This window comes from Herminiimonas contaminans (genome assembly GCF_015645465.1).
Classification (GTDB): domain Bacteria; phylum Pseudomonadota; class Gammaproteobacteria; order Burkholderiales; family Burkholderiaceae_D; genus Oxalicibacterium; species Oxalicibacterium contaminans.
In genome coordinates this window covers 20,830-37,812 of the sequence record NZ_JADOEL010000014.1, presented here as the reverse complement: position 1 = coordinate 37,812, position 16,983 = coordinate 20,830, and the positions used below count along the sequence as shown (strand labels likewise).

General features: G+C 54.6%; 14 protein-coding genes. 3 read left to right on the top strand and 11 right to left on the bottom strand.

Going from position 1 to position 16,983, the window contains the following annotated elements:
* Window positions 1-12 precede the first annotated feature (12 nt).
* Together IXC47_RS15135 and IXC47_RS15130 are read right to left on the bottom strand one after the other, a co-directional pair.
* Window positions 13-651, bottom strand: a complete 639-nt coding sequence (locus tag IXC47_RS15135; RefSeq protein WP_175626287.1) for a carbonic anhydrase — start codon at window positions 649-651, stop codon at window positions 13-15.
* A gap of 309 nt (window positions 652-960) precedes the next feature.
* Window positions 961-1,242, bottom strand: a complete 282-nt coding sequence (locus IXC47_RS15130) for a TFIIB-type zinc ribbon-containing protein (protein ID WP_124574929.1) — start codon at window positions 1,240-1,242, stop codon at window positions 961-963.
* A 125-nt stretch (window positions 1,243-1,367) separates the two neighbouring features.
* Between IXC47_RS15130 and nhaR the strand changes: the two genes are divergently transcribed.
* Window positions 1,368-2,267: a transcriptional activator NhaR gene (gene nhaR / locus IXC47_RS15125; RefSeq protein WP_175626288.1), complete on the top strand. Its 900-nt coding sequence runs from the start codon at window positions 1,368-1,370 to the stop codon at window positions 2,265-2,267.
* On the opposite strand, the gene IXC47_RS15120 is transcribed toward nhaR, so the two are convergent.
* The 7 genes from IXC47_RS15120 to xseA all read right to left on the bottom strand — a co-directional run bounded on the left by IXC47_RS15120 (window position 2,264) and on the right by xseA (window position 10,215).
* The gene (locus IXC47_RS15120; protein ID WP_195876169.1) at window positions 2,264-3,529 is read right to left on the bottom strand and encodes an FAD-dependent oxidoreductase; all 1,266 of its coding nucleotides are present in this window, start codon (window positions 3,527-3,529) and stop codon (window positions 2,264-2,266) included. The genes nhaR and IXC47_RS15120 overlap by 4 nt on opposite strands.
* A gap of 254 nt (window positions 3,530-3,783) precedes the next feature.
* Window positions 3,784-3,978: a hypothetical protein gene (locus IXC47_RS15115; RefSeq protein ID WP_124574932.1), complete on the bottom strand. Its 195-nt coding sequence runs from the start codon at window positions 3,976-3,978 to the stop codon at window positions 3,784-3,786.
* A gap of 432 nt (window positions 3,979-4,410) precedes the next feature.
* Window positions 4,411-5,262 carry a sulfate ABC transporter permease subunit CysW gene (gene cysW / locus IXC47_RS15110; protein WP_217703463.1) on the bottom strand — a complete coding sequence of 284 codons (852 nt, stop codon included), beginning with the start codon at window positions 5,260-5,262 and terminating at the stop codon, window positions 4,411-4,413.
* Window positions 5,263-5,272: 10 nt separating this feature from the next.
* A complete protein-coding gene (gene cysT / locus IXC47_RS15105; protein ID WP_175626290.1) occupies window positions 5,273-6,109 on the bottom strand; it encodes a sulfate ABC transporter permease subunit CysT in 837 nt (278 codons plus the stop codon).
* Between the two features lie 169 nt (window positions 6,110-6,278).
* Entirely contained in the window at window positions 6,279-7,289 is a 1,011-nt protein-coding gene (gene cysP / locus IXC47_RS15100; RefSeq protein ID WP_175626291.1) for a thiosulfate ABC transporter substrate-binding protein CysP, read from the bottom strand.
* Window positions 7,290-7,916: 627 nt separating this feature from the next.
* Complete coding sequence (gene sodB, locus IXC47_RS15095; protein ID WP_124574935.1) at window positions 7,917-8,495, bottom strand: superoxide dismutase [Fe]; 579 nt, start codon at window positions 8,493-8,495, stop codon at window positions 7,917-7,919.
* Between the two features lie 358 nt (window positions 8,496-8,853).
* Complete coding sequence (gene xseA / locus IXC47_RS15090; RefSeq protein WP_195876168.1) at window positions 8,854-10,215, bottom strand: exodeoxyribonuclease VII large subunit; 1,362 nt, start codon at window positions 10,213-10,215, stop codon at window positions 8,854-8,856.
* 177 nt (window positions 10,216-10,392) lie between these two features.
* On the opposite strand from xseA, the gene IXC47_RS15085 reads away from it, so the two are divergent.
* Entirely contained in the window at window positions 10,393-12,114 is a 1,722-nt protein-coding gene (locus tag IXC47_RS15085) for a methyl-accepting chemotaxis protein (RefSeq protein ID WP_195876167.1), read from the top strand.
* A 33-nt stretch (window positions 12,115-12,147) separates the two neighbouring features.
* Here IXC47_RS15085 and rarD read toward each other — a convergent pair whose 3' ends face one another.
* Window positions 12,148-13,035: an EamA family transporter RarD gene (gene rarD / locus IXC47_RS15080; protein ID WP_195876166.1), complete on the bottom strand. Its 888-nt coding sequence runs from the start codon at window positions 13,033-13,035 to the stop codon at window positions 12,148-12,150.
* Window positions 13,036-13,538: 503 nt separating this feature from the next.
* On the opposite strand from rarD, the gene IXC47_RS15075 reads away from it, so the two are divergent.
* On the top strand, window positions 13,539-15,164 hold the full coding sequence (locus tag IXC47_RS15075) for an AAA family ATPase (RefSeq protein WP_175626296.1): 1,626 nt from the start codon (window positions 13,539-13,541) through the stop codon (window positions 15,162-15,164).
* Between the two features lie 70 nt (window positions 15,165-15,234).
* Here the strand turns inward: IXC47_RS15075 and IXC47_RS15070 are convergent, their stop codons facing one another.
* Complete coding sequence (locus tag IXC47_RS15070) at window positions 15,235-16,932, bottom strand: carbon-nitrogen hydrolase family protein (RefSeq protein WP_195876165.1); 1,698 nt, start codon at window positions 16,930-16,932, stop codon at window positions 15,235-15,237.
* Between the last annotated feature and the right edge of the window lie 51 nt (window positions 16,933-16,983).

Below are 16,983 nucleotides of genomic sequence, written 5' to 3'. Positions count from 1 at the left end.
CGTATGGCGATATTAGTCGAAGCTGAAGTCAGCCGGGAGGCCGTCGAAGAATTCGACTTCACCGGTTTCCAGCGAGTACTCGGCACCGACCACCAGCAAACCTTCGTTCTGGCTCAGGCTTTCCAGTATTTCCGAACCGTGGCGCAGGTGATTGACGGAAGCGCGGATGTTGGCGCGTACCGATTGATGTACCAGCGCATCATGGTCGTGCTTCAGATCCGTTTCCATCAGGGTTTCGATCGAAGGACGGATGCGGTCAACAATGGACTTCAGGTTGCGTGACTGGTTTTCGCTAGGACGCTTCAATTCGTCCAGTGTCGCCAGGATGGCACCACATTGCGAGTGGCCGAGCACGACTACCAGCTTGGTGCGGTAACGATCAGCAGCAAATTCCACGCTGCCAACCTGTGACGGTGCCACGATATTACCGGCGACGCGGATCACGAACAAATCACCCAGACCCTGATCGAACACCAGTTCTGCCGGTACGCGCGAGTCGGAGCAGCCAAGAATAATGGCGAACGGTTCCTGGCCAGCGGCGATTTCGCTGCGGCGGGCATGGGAGGAGGCATTGTCGGGGTTACGGACATCTGCGACAAAACGGCGGTTACCGTCGCGCAGACGCTTTAGTGCGGCTTTTGCTGTTTCCATTAGGTTCTTTCTTTCGATTGCTGTCTGGTGCCTGCGGGAGGGATGCATTTGCGTGGGGAAGCATGACGGCGCGCGCTGGCGCTATCGTGTGCAAAGGCAGGCGTTCGCTACTTTAAAGCATTCTTTAGCGGCTTGCTTGGCAAATTTTTCAGTGCAAATGGGGACAGTGACGCAAGCTCATGCAGGCATGAACGGCGACGAATGGCTATGTTTGAGCGAACTTAAATGGAGAAGTGCGAGGAAGGCGTGAGATGGTGGTGCGACGCAGCATGGCGGATAGCCGGCTTGCCGACTATCCATATACAGTATTCAAAAATCGAATAATTCGCCGATCAGGTCTTTTTTCTGTTTTTGCCCGTAGCCTTCCTTGTTGTAGCCATGTTGCATGGCGCGCACAGGACTGCTGCGCTCACCGCGATAACGCGGCAGCGGCGGTGCTTCCGGTGGCAGGGCATTGGCGGAACGATCGATCAGTTTGTCGAGTTCGCCCCTATCCAGCCACACACCGCGGCAGTTTGGGCAGTAATCAATTTCAATTCCGTGGCGATCAGAAGTGATCAAGTGCATTTCATTGCAGGCCGGACATTTCATCTTGATATCCTCGTCGTTAAAGTCGCCCATTACGGGCGATAAGCTGCACTCTAGGCGCTCTTTAACTGTTTGAAAATTCGAATATAATCAATTTTTCATTCGAAAAAACAGAAGAGAGATCTTGCATGAGTGGAATAAATTACAAGCATTTGCACTATTTTTGGGTGGTCGCCAAGTCCGGTGGCATAGGCCGCGCCAGTGAACGCCTGCATTTGACGCCGCAAACCATCAGCGGCCAGATCAGCCAGTTCGAGGATGTGCTTGGTTATAAATTATTCAACAGGGTCGGGCGACGGCTGGAGTTGAACGACGCCGGTCGCGTGGTGCTCGGCTATGCGGATGAAATCTTCACGCTGGGTGAGGAGTTGCAGGAAGTGCTGCGTTTCCGTCCGGGCGGCTGGCCCTTGCAGTTCCGGGTCGGGGTCGCGGATGCGGTGCCTAAGGCGATTGCCTATCTGCTGCTGGAACCGGCGATGGAGTTGCCCGAATCACTGCGCATCGTATGCCGCGAAGGCAAGCTGACCAATCTGCTGGCCGACCTGGCCGTGCACAGGCTGGATATCGTGATTGCCGATAGCCCGATGCCTGCCAATATTGATGTGCGCGGCTACAACCATTTGCTGGGTGAATGCGGGATGACTTTCTTTGCCACCGATGAGCTGGCGAAGAAATACCAGAAGGATTTCCCCAAGAGCCTGGATGGCGCTCCCTTCCTGATGCCGGGTGAAGATGCTGCCGTGCGTCCGCGCCTGATACGCTGGTTTGAAAAGGAAAAAGTCCGGCCGCGCATCGTCGGCGAGTTTGACGACGGTGCGTTATTGCAGGCATTCGGTGAGGCAGGCAAGGGTATCTTCGCCGCGCCTTCCGCTGTCGCCGACCAGATTAAAAAGCAATATGGTGTGACCGAGATAGGCCGTACGAATGCAGTGTCGGAACAGTTTTATGCGATTTCAGTAGAACGCCAATTGACGCATCCGGCGGTAGTCGCCATCAGCTCGGCTGCACGTGAAAGCCTGATTCGTTAATCAGGTGCGCGGATGTCTTGCTGCTTCGCGTTGGCAGGAGAGTAGACATGCTCCGGTCGTACGCCTATGCCGACCGCATAGGCCGGTATTCCGCGTAACAGCGGTATCAGGTTCAGCAGACGCATAGGCCACGGCACACTCAGCGGTTTATCCTGCGCACGACTCACGACCGGCACCAGGATGCGATTCTGGATCGCAACCTGCGCTGCCTGCGTGACACGGGTAGGGAAGAGGCGACGGGTTTGTACCTTGTCGAGGAAAGGTGTGAGTGCCAGCGGTGCGACCTCCGGATTGGCCAGTGACAGCGCGAGTATATTGGCTGTTGCCACTGCATCCTGTATCGCTAGATTAATACCTATACCGCCGACCGGTGACATTGCATGTGCGGCATCACCTATGCATAGCAAGCCCGGTTTCCACCATTGCTCCAGCCGGTCTACCGACACACTCAGTAATTTAATATCGTCCCAGCTTTGCAGGCTGGCGACACGATCAGCAAACATAGGCGCAATGCGACTGAGTTCCGCCTGGAAGGCAGGCAAGCCACGCGCGTGGATTTCTTCTATGCCGCCTTTCGCTATGACATATGCGCATTGCCAGTAAGTCCCCCTGTGCAGCATCACAAAGAACTGTCCGGCATCGAGGCGTGCGCCGGTACTGGTCGGGTCACCTTCCGCTGTTGGCAGGCGTAACCACAGGACATCGATAGGTGCGCCCAGGTTGCGTACTTGCAGTTGTGCTGCTTCACGCACGGTTGAGTGGCGGCCATCGGCACCTATGACCAGATCGGCATGGACCTGCAAAGGACCGTCGTTGGTCGTGACTTGTACACCGGTGACGCGTTCGCTGTCTTCCAGCAAACTATCTACGCGAGCGTTCTGGATCAAACGGAAGTTGGCATAGCGCACCGCTTCATCGCGCAGGAAATCGAGGAAGTCCCACTGCGGCATCAGTGCGATGAATTTGCACTGCGTACTCAATCGCGAAAAATCAGCGACCTTTAATATGCGACCACCTATATTGATGCTCAGCTCGCGCGCTTCATCATGTGGTCTTTGCAGGAAGGATGTGAGCAAGCCTAGCTCATGCATGATTTGCAGTGTGGACGGATGCACGGTGTCGCCACGGAAATCACGCAGGAAGTCGCCATGCTTTTCGAGCACGATGACATCGACACCAGCGCGCGCCAGCAGCAGCCCCAGCATCATGCCAGCCGGACCGCCACCGGCGATACAACAGCGTGTATGTATTTGATCCGGCATGGAAACACTCCTTGCAGTCAGCGCATCACTAGTGCAACTACCTGAATTGATTATGGCGATAGTTGTGGCTGTGCGCAAAGGTATTCGCAGGCGTAATTCGCTTAATGTACAGCGCAGACGTGACTACGCGCTTGCCTACGATAGTTCGCGGGCAAGACGTGTAGCTGGGTAGTGACTAATTAAGCAGGAAATTGCTTGTAGGATGCAGAACGATCAGCCGCGCTTGCGCGAATCTGACCGGGCAGGATAGGCGCTTACTGGAAGGAACCAGTTTGCGTGGTGTTGAATGGTACGACGATGGTGGTGGAGCCTTCGGACTTGTCTTGCTCGATCGAGCCGGTATCGTTGTCCTGCTCTTCACTGATCTGCTTATGTTCCTTGTCGGAGATATGCTTGCCAGCGTGGATAGGTTTAGCCGTGTGGTGGGCGTTATCGTAGTTTTTGTACATGGTCGATATCCTTATAGATCACAGCGATCAAATTTCGAAAGCTGCTGATTGTTGTGATGGCATGTCGCACTGCCCGTGCCGTTTAAATCGTGTGGCACGACCTGAGTTGCGAGAATAAAGGAGCCGTCCGGAGATGGCGATCAGAGATCATCCTAAAGTTTTGTAGGAAGGCTCTGACTTGATTGTGCAAATGGCATTGTTGCCATGTTGCCGACTATGGGTGAAAACAAGTGGCACAAATTATTGTGCCGGCGAATGATGCTTGCTTGGCATCCCGTATCACGGGAATGAGTGCTGCGAGCAGATGAGCTGCAGCGGCGTAATGATAGTTGATTTTGCAGCGGGGTGGGGAATGATGAAGTGAGTTGCTTTATTGCTTCTGTTTTTCACCACACCGCTGCGGGATGTATTGTGCGGATTAACTCGTGGGAGTTAACCCATGTGTACTTCGTCCGGCTCCGCTTCGCGTCGTTCCTGACGCCATTCCATTGCAGTCTTCAACACCAGTGTCAGCAATGCCATACATGCGAGCAATGCAGCAGCGGTGAAGGCGGCAGCGGTTTTGTAATCGTTGTTGAGTTGCTCGACCAGCAAAGGCAGGGTCAGCGTTTGGTTCATGATGGTACCGGACACCACAGCGACTGCACCGAACTCACCGACCGCACGTGCATTGGTAATGACTGCACCGTACAGCAAGGCCCATTTAATATTCGGCAAAGTAACGCGCCAGAAAATCTGCCAGCCGGTTGCACCCAGCGACAGTGCTGCGATTTCTTCTTCGGTACCTTGCTTCTGCATCAGCGGCATCAGGATGCGTGCGATATACGGTGCAGTGACAAAGACCGTGACCATGATGATGCCCGGCCATGCGAACATCAATTGCACGTCTTTCGCATACAGCCATTTACCGATGGTGCCTTCCAGACCGTACACCACCAGATAGCAGAAGCCTGCTACGACCGGCGAGGTTGCGTACGGGATCTCGACCAGCGTCACCAGCAGGCGACGACCGAAGAAGTCGTAATGCGTGACGCACCATGCGAGCAGGATGCCGAACACCAGGTTGATAGGGACCGTCAGCACCGCAGCCAGTATGGTCAGGCCGAGTGCGTGCTTCATGTAGTCTTCATTCAGATTGGCCCACAAGAGTTCGAGGCCGCCACTGAAGGCTTGCGTGAAAATCAGTATCAGCGGCAGCACCAGCAACAGTATCGTCATTACGATACCGAGGCCGATCAACAGCCATTGATGCAGTTCGCGGGGTTGTTTGATTGCTTTAGCCATGATTATCCCCTTACGCTTTCTTGAAGAATCGTCCCTGCACAACTTGCAGCAGGAACAAGAGGATGAGGGAGGCCAGCAGCACGACCGAAGCGATGGCGGCAGCGGCAGGATAGTTGTACTCCTGCAGACGCACGAACAGCATCAGCGACGTCACTTCTGTTTCGAACGGGATATTACCGGCGATCATAATGACCGCACCGAATTCACCGAGGCTGCGGATGAAGGCTTGCGACGAACCGGTAATCAGTGCCGGGATCAGCGTCGGCAAAATCACGCGCCAGAAAATTTGCCATTTATTGGCACCCAGCATCAGCGCGGCTTCTTCCAGTTCCTTTTCCATATCTTCCAGCACTGGTTGTACCGAGCGCACGATGAAGGGCAGGCTGGTGAAAATCATCGCGACCACGATGCCGGGGAAGGCATAGGAAATCTTGATGCCGAATATTTCAAACCATTGGCCGAGCCAGCCGGATGGGATGAACAGGGCAGACAGCGTAATACCTGCGACCGAAGTCGGCAGTGCAAACGGCAGGTCGACCAGTGAATCGATCAGGCGACGGCCAGGGAAATCGTAACGGGTAACGATCCACGCCAGCAGGAAACCGATGAAGGTAACGACGATGGTGGAATAAAACGCGCCCTGTATCGTGACCTTGTAGCTTTGCAGCACGCGTGCGTCGGTAATCGCAAACCAGTATTGGTCCCAGCTCATGCCGCTGACGTACAGCAACAGCGCCGAAATCGGCAACAGAATCACCAGGCTGATATACAGCGTCGAAAAGCCGAAGCTCATCGAAAAGCCCGGCAGGATGGGCGTACTACGGAAGAAGCGAAGAGACAGATTCACGATATGTGCGGGTCAGGGCAGTGCGGCGTCACTGCAAAACGGTAATTGTAAAAACAAACGACCATCCAGTAACGGATGGTCGTGTGGATGGCGGCATTGTAAACCACCATCATCCTGTATGACAAAGGTGATGCTGGCGCAGTGCTAAATTCACGCCGCCAGCCCCTTATCAACGACGTTGCGACAGCAATTGGTCGAGTACAGCGCCACCAGCGAAGTGCTTGGCCTGGATGTCATCCCACGAACCCAGTACTTTGGTCGGGTCGATCAGGCGGACTTTCGAGTAACGGTCAGCCACAACTTTAGCGACGTCTGGGTGATGCACGCGGTAGTTGAAGGTGGTCAGCAAGAGCTGGATTTCACGCGAGTACTGATAGTTCAGGTAAGCGGTTGCGACTTTACGGGTACCTTTTTCATCCACGACCTTGTCAACAACTGCAACCGGGAATTCAGCCAGTACCGAGACTGGTGGAACCACGATTTCATAGCCGCCAGCTTTGAACTCATCGCTCTTCGCGATGTTGATCACTTCCGATTCAAAGGTCAGCAATGCATCGCCCTGGTTGTTTTGAGCAAACGCTACGGTTGCGCCACGGCCACCGGTAGGGAAGTTAACGACGTTGTGCAACAGTTTGCCGACGAATTGCTTGGTTTTGGCATCGTCACCCTTGAACTTCTCGTTTGCGTACAACCATGCGCCGAGGTAGGTGTAGCGTGCGTTACCGGATGTTTTTGGGTTAGGGAAAACAACTTTCACGTCATCACGTACCAGGTCGTCCCAGGTTTTGATGTTTTTAGGATTGCCTTTGCGGACCAGGAAAGCGATGGTGCTGTAGTAAGGCGAGCTATTGTTAGGGAAGGCTTTTTGCCAGTCCTTACGCACCAGGCCGCGTTGCGCCAGGATGTCGATGTCGGTGACCTGGTTAAAAGTAACGGTATCTACCTTTTTACCCTGGATGATGTCCTGAGCCTGACGCGAGGTACCGGCAAACGATTGGTCGATCTTCAGATCCTGGCCGCTTTCAGCTTTCCATTTAGCCAGGAATTTAGGATTGATCGCAGCGAATACTTCGCGAGCAACGTCATACGACGCGTTCAGCAAAGGTTTTTCCTGAGCCTGGGCAGCGCCGGACAGCAAAGTGGCGGAAGCCGCTGCCAGTAAAACAACTTTCTTAAACATGAACATTCTCCATATTTTGATAAAAAGGGGTGGTAGCAGGATTGCCGACGAGTCGGCATACGGGACGGATATAGCCTGATTCCATCTGTGCAATCGAGTAACTTACCGAACGGAAATGAATATAACAAATTTGCTTATTCGTTCAAACTATAGTTTTTGCATGTCTTCATGCTAAAAACGCATAAGGGAGGGATTTTGTTATGAGTTCGGGGTTTGGGCGGATTGCATGACACCGGTTTAGCGGCTGTGTTGCCTTACTTAATATTGTTCTCTCTTCGTGGAGAAGTGCGTTGCCGGGGTGGCCCGGCGGCCACTCACTTTCTTTGCTTCGCCAAAGAAAGTAAGCAAAGAAAGGCGACCACGGCGCCGCTGCCCCTGCGGGGTTCCCGTTTGTGCAGGACAAAAAATGGGAAGTGGACGAAACTCACTGCGCTAACGCTCCGTTCAAACAACGTCCACTTCTTTTTCCATTTTCTGCCCAGCACAAACGGCATCGTCACAGTGGATAACTGCCACAGCCTCTTTGGGTTGCTGTATCTGACTTTCAAAACAAAAACGCCCCGATTTCTCGAGGCGTTTTTTGTATCAGGCCAAAGCATCAGCTCAAAGGCTCATGCTTAAACATAATTAAGCCAGGTTTTTAGCAACAAAATCCCAGTTAACCAATGCCCAGAACGATTCAACATACTTAGGACGCGCATTGCGGTAGTCGATGTAGTAAGCGTGTTCCCAAACGTCGCAGGTCAGCAATGGTTTGTCAGCGCCGGTCAGTGGGCAGCCAGCGTTCGAGGTGTTAGCCAGGTCGAGCGAGCCGTCAGCCTTTTTCACCAGCCATGTCCAGCCGGAACCGAAGTTGGTGACGCAGGATTTGGTGAATTCTTCTTTGAACTTGTCGAAGGAACCCCATTTTGCGTTGATCGCATCAGCAACTGCACCAGTTGGAGCGCCGCCGCCGTTTGGCTTCAGGCCGTTCCAGTAGAAGGTGTGGTTCCATACTTGTGCTGCATTGTTGAATACGCCACCGGAAGATTTTTTGATGATTTCTTCGAGGGTTGCGTTTTCGAATTCGGTACCTTTGATCAGGTTGTTCAAATTCGTTACGTATGTTTGATGATGTTTACCGTAATGGAATTCGAGCGTCTCTTTCGAGATGTGTGGAGCAAGTGCATCCAACGCATAGGGCAGTGCCGGCAGGGTATGTTCCATGGTCGTCCTTCTTTATGGGGTTGAAAATGAAGATGTTCTTTTTGAAAGGCACTCATTGTAAAGCGGTTACGGCTTGCTTGCACACGACGCAGATCAATTTCCGGCAACGCGAAAAATCACACGTAAAAAACGCTGAAAAATTCAGTGGGAAAAATTTCTGTGATGTCGCGCAAAGCCAATGAATATAAGGATTTGTACGATTTACAGTGCATCATCTTACGCGCATAAATTGAGAATGATTCTCGTTATTATTTGAGGTGATTTTTGTGTTTCGTGCTGGTTCGTGATGAATGTGCAGCGCATTTGCGCATCTGGTTTTTTGGTGTTAACGCAGCTTGCGCAGACTTGCAGATATTTTCTATTCCAGGGTTTCCTGCACGCTGGCGATACCCACTTGCGCTGTGCCATCCGCCAACCTTACCGTCACACTTTGACGTGGCTGCAGTTCTTTCGGCGCACGCACTATCTTGCCCTTGTCGTCGGTAATTATTGCGTAACCACGTTCCAGCGTGCGTTGCGGGTTCAGCATTTCCAGTTGTGCTGATAGCGCAGCGAGGCTTTGCTTTTGCGTCGCGATGTTGTTGCTGATCTGGTTGCTCATGCGACGCGCATGGTTGATGACGTGCAGACGTTGCGCCTGTGTATCCGGCAATTGAGACAACCAGCGGTTGCGTAGTTGCGCCAATGCGAATTGCGCTTTGCTGAGTGGGATGCGGGTCGCGTGACCGAGGCGTGCCTGCAGGTTTTGCAGCTTCATTCTTTCATGCGCGATATACGCGGCCGGACTGATCAGGCGGCGCGACAACCAGTCCAGTGTTTGTGCTGTGTCGGACAGCTGTCGCTTCAACACATAACGCATGTCATCTGCTTGCGCTTCCAGTCGTGCCAGCCAGTCGGCGCGCGGCGTTGCCGCCAGTTCCGCGGCTGCGGTCGGTGTCGGTGCACGCAGGTCGGCGGCGAAGTCGGCGATGGTGAAATCGGTTTCATGACCAACGCCGACGATGACGGGAATGTCGCAACCGACGATGGTGCGTGCCACTATTTCATGGTTGAACGACCACAGGTCTTCTATGCTGCCACCGCCACGACACACCAGCAGTACGTCGCATTCGGCACGCGCGGAAGCAGTGGCTATCGCTTGCGCAATCTTGTTGGCCGAGCCTTCGCCTTGTACCGGTGTCGGGTAGAGGATGACGCGTACGTGCGGTGCACGCCGTTGCAAGGTAGTGAGGATGTCGCGCAAGGCGGCTGCCTGCGGGCTGGTGACTATGCCTATGGTACGTGCGAATTCCGGAATCGGACGTTTGCGTGCCGGATCGAATAAACCTTCTGCGTTCAGTTTCTCTTTTAACTGCAGGAAGGCTTCATACAAATTGCCGACGCCTGCACGGCGTATCGCCTCCACACTTAATTGGTAATCACCGCGCGGTGCGTACAGCGTGACCAGCGCGCGTACTTCCACTTTGTCACCTTCGCGTGGCATGAAATCTGCATATTGAGCTCGACCACGGAACATCACTGCACGCACCTGGGCAGCACTGTCCTTGAGCGTGAAGTACCAGTGGCCGGAGGCGGCGCAAGTGAAGTTGGAGATTTCGCCGGAGACCCAGGACAGCGGGAAATTGCGCTCCAGCATGCGCGATACAGCCTGGTTCAGGGCAGAGACACTGAGTACGGCCGGGGCAGCGGGTGGCGGAACGGAGTAGCGGTCGGAATTCATAAATGGTCGTGCGTGGGGCAATTCAGTGCCGGACGGGTCGCTCATGCACGGAAATAGTGCAATAGAGCAACTTTAGCATGCAGCACCGCAGGCAATCGCCAGCAATTCGTGAGTAACAAACGCAGATGGTAATGGATTTTGGCTATTGAAATGAGTTCTAGTACAGGGAAAATAAAAATGAATATCTTGAATGTAAAAATTGGTGCCCGCCTGGCGCTGGGCTTTGGAACGATATTCATCCTGATGGCCACGCTGATCGTATTGGCCTTGCTGCGTTTTAACAGCATAGGTGAAATCAACCATCAACTGGTCGAGAGCGACTGGGTCAAGGCCGAAGCCGCGGCGACCATAGACAGCACCACACGCGCGAATGCCCGACGCAATATGGAATTGCTGGTAGAGACTGATCCGACCAAAGTAGCTGCGCTGTACGCAGAGATCGCGAAGAACAAGAAGGCGATAGATGACGCGGTGGTGGTGCTGGATAAGCTGGTGTACACCGAGCAGGGCAAGGCGATCATGCAGGAGTTCAAGCAGGCGCGCGGCAAGTATGTCGCGTCCTTTGGCAGGGTCGGCAAACTGGTTGCTGACAACCGTAAAGAAGAAGCGCGGCAAATGATGTTGGCCGAAACCCTGCCTGCGCTGGATGTCGTTCAAGGCATAGTGGCGCGCCTGACCGCAGCGCAAAAGAAAATGGTGGAAGAGCGTGGTGCCACCGCGACTGGACATATAGAAGCAGCGATCCAGATGATGATGGTGCTGGGTGTGCTGGCTGCAATTGGCGGTATCGCACTCGCTTACTGGATCACACATTCGATTACCAAACCGCTGCATGAAGCTGTGAAGATTGCGCAAACCGTGGCTGCCGGTGATCTGACCAGCGTCATCGACGCGAAATACCAGGATGAAACCGGCCAGTTGCTGCAGGCACTGAAGAATATGAACAGCAGCCTGATCCGCATAGTCGGTGAAGTGCGACACAGCACCGAAGCGATAGCGATCGCCTCGACGCAGATCGCCAGCGGCAATATGGATTTGTCGTCACGCACTGAAGAGCAGGCCAGTTCACTGGAGGAGACCGCTTCTTCGATGGAAGAACTGACCGGTACTGTGCGCCAGAATGCGGACAATGCGCGGCAGGCGAATCAACTGGCGTTGACAGCATCGTCAGTCGCGAGCAAAGGCGGGGATGTGGTGTCGCAAGTGGTTGATACCATGGGATCCATTAATGACTCGGCGAAGAAGATAGCCGACATCATAGGCGTTATCGACGGCATCGCATTCCAGACCAATATCCTGGCGCTGAATGCTGCGGTAGAGGCAGCACGTGCCGGTGAACAGGGACGCGGCTTCGCGGTAGTGGCAGGCGAAGTGCGCAACCTGGCACAGCGTTCGGCAGCAGCGGCGAAAGAGATTAAAAACCTGATTGGTGATTCGGTACAAAAGGTGAATGCCGGTTCACGCCTGGTGGATGACGCTGGCAGCACCATGCAGGAAGTGGTGGCCAGTGTGCGCCGCGTGACTGACATCATGGGTGAAATCACTGCGGCCAGCCAGGAGCAAACCACCGGCATCGAACAAATCAATCAGGCCGTGATCCAGATGGATTCCGTGACCCAGCAAAATGCGGCGCTGGTCGAACAGGCTGCGGCCGCTGCGGCTTCCTTGCAGCATCAGGCAGGTAGCCTGGCGCAGGTGGTCGGGGTATTCAAGCTGCATCACAGCGAGGCGCTACATGTCTTGCCAGCGACCGCAGTGCAGCCAAGCGCCAAGGCTGGCATATCAGTACTGCCGCCGAAGGCAGCACCGGTACAGATCGCAGCCAAGGAGGTCACGCCGTCCAGACAGGAGAAGCGCGCCGAGCTGGCGGTAGTCGGCGATGAATGGGAACAGTTTTAAGGAGGGGAGAGGCCGGGATGTTTCCGGCCTTTTTTAAATCTTCAGGTTATGACGCGTGTAAACATTCTTCACGCCTTCGACAATCAGCAACAAGACCGCGATCCAGATCGGGATATAAGTCAGCCATTGTGCACCTTCTATGGTTTCACCCAGCAGCAGTGCGACTACTACCAGTAATACCGGCTCGACATAACCAAGCAAACCAAACAGGCTGAGGCTCAGGGTCTGGCTGGCGATCATGTAAAACAGCAGGGCAAACGCACTGATTACGCCGAGTATAGGGATCAGCGCATACAGGCGCGGATAGTCGGCCAGCGACGCGATGCCGACATCGCCGGTGTAGACAAACCACGCACCTGCAGGCAGCAGGAAGATCATGTCAAACCACAGTCCGCCGATATTGTTGGAGCCCAGTCGGCGACGCAGTACAAAGTAGACCGGATAGCCGAGCGCGACCACCATGGTTTCCCATGACAGGCTACCGACGTTGATCAGCTCGTTGGTGACACCGACCGCAGCACACATGGCGGCCAGGTTTTGCAGGCGCGACAAGCGTTCCTTGTAGATAATGCGGCCCGTCATCAGCATCGTCAGCGGCAGCAGGAAGTAGCCGAGTGAGACATTCAGCGCCCGGCCATGCAGCGGGGCCCACATGAACAACCACAATTGCACACCGAGGAAAGCCGAGGTAGCCAGTACGCCGATCACCAGTGACGGGTTTTGTCGCATCCGGTGCAGCAGGTTCAGCACCAGGCCCTGTTGCCGCCGCGACCAGATGAAGAGCGTCAGGAACGGGAAGGTCAGCAGCGTGCGCCAGCCAAAAATTTCCTCGCCGTTCAGCGGCGTCAGTAAGGTCGAATAAAAATAGAGGACCGCAAACAGGACGGAGCTGGTGACGGAAAACGTAATACCTTTGGACACTGAGACTCCGGATAGATGGTTCTTATAAATTATGCGGGTTTGCTATAGTGGGTGCTTGATTGCGCCGCTAGTATAAAGACTTTCTTTTCCTGGGGTTATTAGCATCATCCGCAAACGGCGGTCTGACAGCGCACATTCGGGTCGTGGCCGGATATGCACGGTGTTTGGCTGGATATCGCCTATCGGTCGTCCGCTCCTGGCCAGCCCCCGGCTTCACATGCCCAACTTAATGCTTTATGATGAGCGAGGCAATGCGGGAAGGATCTGTTCCCAGAGACATACAGCAGCGCACTGAAGACGGGAAGACATGACAGAGGTGGGCTGCTGAACATTGTTTCCGCAACCAGCATCACACATACAGCAGGCTTCCAGATATGGAAGCCGTTTTATTTTGTAATGTTGCATTGCACACTGAACATCTGTTTTTTGGTTTTCTGCCTTGATTACGCCCGCAAGTTAGGGGCATTTACCTGTGCCGAGCACGAAATTAGCAGGGAGTTGTGATGGATTTTGAAATACCGGAATCGATGGTAAATGTGCTGTTGGAGATGATCGAGTCCGAGTCTCCATTGGCCAAGCGTCTTTCCGAACATGGCGTCTGCCATGGCCGCATGATAGTCAACAGCAAGCTGTTCGACGCGAAAGCGATGAACACGCTGTATAGCCTGTGCAAAGCGCAGGACGACCGTGCGTTGATGTTCCAGATGCTGGCACTGGATAACATCCTGGGCGCGCCGCAGGCACGCAAGATTCCCGACCTCGACAAACTGGTACCAGGCCTCGCCGCGTACTTCTCGCGCGATGTAATCGATGGCTGGCTGTACAAACGCAACAAGGACGGCGTGCTGTTGCCGTGGTTGATCCATCGCCTGCGCCATGTGGTGCCGGACCAGGGCGCACCGTATGTGGTGATCGACCTGATCGCCAATACCATGCAGGCAGCCGGACGCGAAGAGTCGTCCGACTTGCGCATGCGCCGTGCCGGTATGACGAATGCGATTGTTATCAACTCGCACGACATCGCCAATCGCACGATTCCTGAACTGCTGACCGAGCTCGGCTATTTCAAGGAATGCCCGGAATTCAAGCAAGAATACGAAGTACAGGCCAAGCGTTTCCTGAAATACCAGCGCCAGTTCGGCAAGCAATTCATCGCGCGCAATGCCGCCTTCACGATGGATGAAAAATTCCGCATCGGCATGCTGCCGTTCAAGGCAGGTACCACCGCGAAGTGCGTGAATGATGAAGAGATCCTGGATCGTCGCTTTGAAATGATGACCGACGCCGAATTCTGGCGTCAGAACGGTTTCGAGCAAGGCTTCGAAAAGATCCCGCTGCATTGCTATGTACACCTGTTCCATCTGGAACTGCACCAGAACATCTGGGTGCACGTACAAAACCTGACGTCCTACGAATACAAGCCGGAACTGCGCGAGAAACTGATCCTGCCGACCCAGCATCGTGAGCTGATCGATATCCTGACTGCCGATATGAATGTCTTGATGGAAGACATCGTCGAAGGCAAATCGGGCGGTACCACCATCCTGTGCAAGGGCGCACCTGGCCTGGGTAAAACCCTGACTGCTGAAGTGTATTCGGAAGTAGTGGGCAAACCTTTGTACCGTGTGCATTCCGGCCAGCTCGGTATTACCGCGGCCTCGGTAGAGCAAAACCTGTCGGAAATCCTGCGTCGCGCAGCGCGCTGGGATGCGATCCTGCTGTTGGATGAAGCTGACGTTTACATCCGTTGCCGCGATAACGACTTGCAGCACAATGCCATTGTTGCTGAGTTCCTGCGTACGCTGGAATACTTCAAAGGCTTGTTGTTCATGACGACCAACCGTGTTGGCGATGTGGACGATGCAATCCTGTCGCGCTGCATAGCCACCATCAAGTATGAAGTGCCGCCGAAGGAAGACGCGATGCGTTTGTGGAAATCGCTGGCGACACAGTTCCACGCTGACTTGTCGGATGAACTGGTCGACTCGTTGAGCAATATCTACGCGAAGTGCAGCGGCCGCGACATCAAGGAACTGTTGAAGCTGACCTCGAAGTATTGCAAGAGCAAGCAGATACCGTTCTCTGAAGACGCCTTCAGGCAATGTGCGGTATTCCGCGGTATTCAGTGAAATAAAGTAGTACATTAAAAAACGCCCGGCATCCTTTAAAGATGCCGGGCGTTTTTATTAGTGCCTTGCTTCAGGCGGCCAGTTCATGCGCAGCTGCGGTGGCAGTGATAGGCGTGTAGCTGGCGATGATGCGATTGCGCAGCATATTCACTTTCGGGATCATGAATTTCTGACGACTCAGTGCCAGGTTCATAAAGCCAGGCATCACTGCGCCGTGACGATTCGTCGCAGGGGCAACGACATCCAGGTTCCATAGCGGGAAGCCATTCGGCGGCACGATGAAGGAGCCACCAGGATACGGAGCGTCGCTGCGGTTGGCGGCAATCAGGAAGATGCGATTGTCTTCCGCCTTGGGTACGGTCAGCAGCGCGCGGTCTTGCGGGCGACGCCATGCGCTGCACCACGCGATCATGTCTGCGCCTTGCAGCGCCAGTACCCGCGTTGCTTCCGGGAACATGCCGTCGTAACCGAGGATGACGCCGAGTCGGCCAAACGGTGTATCAAAGACCGACAAGGTGCTGCCAGCGACACACCACGATTTCATTTCAGGCTCGACATGGCATTGCTGGTAGCGACCGATCAGTTCGCCATCCGGTCCGATGACGACAGCTGTTGACGCGATCTTGTCCTGACGTTTTTCCAGCAGGGGCAGCACGATGACGCAAGCGTAGCGTTTGGCGATGGTCGCGACGCGCTGGATAGTCGCTTCGCTCTGGCTCGCTGCAAGATGCGCTTCGGCCAGGCTGGGCAGCCAGCTGGAGGAGGCGAAGAACTGCGGCAAGACGATGACTTTGACGCCGAGCTTGGCGGTGTGATCTATCATTTCGTAGGCGTCGTGCAAGCTGTCGGCGGCACTGGTCGCATGGATTTGCACCGCTGCTGCCTTGGCCACACTTTGTTCTGGAACGAGGGGCTGTGCGAGTATTGCTGCCAGTGGGGTATCGCTGACCGGCTTGCCTATGATGCCGTACAGGTCAGGGCGACGATCCAGCATGCGATCACCTTCATGGTGCCAGGATTTGTTTTGCGCTTTGCTGGTATCGATTTCGGCTGTTACCACACCGTGCGTGTCGTACGGGATTTTGGCGACGACTTCACCGCCGGGCGCGACTATCATGCTGCCGCCGGGATAGTAGATGCTGCGCTCCACACCCGCCTTGGTGGCGGCAACAAACCAGACGCCGTTTTCATAAGCGCGTGCCGGTACCCACATATCGGCCTGGTCCATCGCAAAGAAGTTGGCCATGTCGACGATAACTTCGGCACCTTGCAGTGCGAGGTTGCGTGTGATCTCGGGAATGCGGCCATCGAAGCAGATCAGCAAGCCTATGCGTCCCAGTTCCGTATCGACCACCGGGCAGCCGTTTTCACCGAGCTCGAACCAGTTCTGGTCATGTGTGGCGAGGAATTGCTTGTGGTAGTGGACGATGATGTCGCCTTTCGGGTCCAGCAGCAAACCGGTGTTAAAGATTTTGTTTTTCTCTTCATTCATTTCGGTAAAGCCGCTGGCGATGAAGATGTTGTGTTCGCGGCACAGGTCAGCCATCGCCTGCACGAAGCGGCCATCGACTGTTTCTGCCAGCTCGGCGCAGTGCTCGGCAGAGTCGAACAGGTAGCCGGTATTCATGCATTCAGGGAAGACCACCAGGCGTGCGCCCTGACGGACTGCTTCCTCGGTGTAACGACGCAAGAGGCCGATGTTGATATCGAGATCGCCGAGTGCGGCCAGGGTTTGGACGACTGCTGCGCGGAATGGTGCTGTTGCCATGATGTTGCTCCTTCAGAAAATTTAATTAATGCAGCGGCCCGGCGAGGGCCT

Excerpts from the sequence above, each read along its gene's own strand:
- IXC47_RS15085 (WP_195876167.1), top strand. The coding sequence starts at position 10,393 with ATGAATATCTTGAATGTAAAAATTGGTGCCCGCCTGGCGCTGGGCTTT.
- cysW (WP_217703463.1), bottom strand. The coding sequence starts at position 5,262 with ATGGCTAAAGCAATCAAACAACCCCGCGAACTGCATCAATGGCTGTTG.
- cysP (WP_175626291.1), bottom strand. The coding sequence starts at position 7,289 with ATGTTTAAGAAAGTTGTTTTACTGGCAGCGGCTTCCGCCACTTTGCTG.
- xseA (WP_195876168.1), bottom strand. The coding sequence starts at position 10,215 with ATGAATTCCGACCGCTACTCCGTTCCGCCACCCGCTGCCCCGGCCGTA.
- IXC47_RS15075 (WP_175626296.1), top strand. The coding sequence starts at position 13,539 with ATGGATTTTGAAATACCGGAATCGATGGTAAATGTGCTGTTGGAGATG.
- IXC47_RS15130 (WP_124574929.1), bottom strand. The coding sequence starts at position 1,242 with ATGAAATGTCCGGCCTGCAATGAAATGCACTTGATCACTTCTGATCGC.
- IXC47_RS15070 (WP_195876165.1), bottom strand. The coding sequence starts at position 16,932 with ATGGCAACAGCACCATTCCGCGCAGCAGTCGTCCAAACCCTGGCCGCA.
- IXC47_RS15120 (WP_195876169.1), bottom strand. The coding sequence starts at position 3,529 with ATGCCGGATCAAATACATACACGCTGTTGTATCGCCGGTGGCGGTCCG.
- nhaR (WP_175626288.1), top strand. The coding sequence starts at position 1,368 with ATGAGTGGAATAAATTACAAGCATTTGCACTATTTTTGGGTGGTCGCC.
- IXC47_RS15115 (WP_124574932.1), bottom strand. The coding sequence starts at position 3,978 with ATGTACAAAAACTACGATAACGCCCACCACACGGCTAAACCTATCCAC.
- sodB (WP_124574935.1), bottom strand. The coding sequence starts at position 8,495 with ATGGAACATACCCTGCCGGCACTGCCCTATGCGTTGGATGCACTTGCT.
- IXC47_RS15135 (WP_175626287.1), bottom strand. The coding sequence starts at position 651 with ATGGAAACAGCAAAAGCCGCACTAAAGCGTCTGCGCGACGGTAACCGC.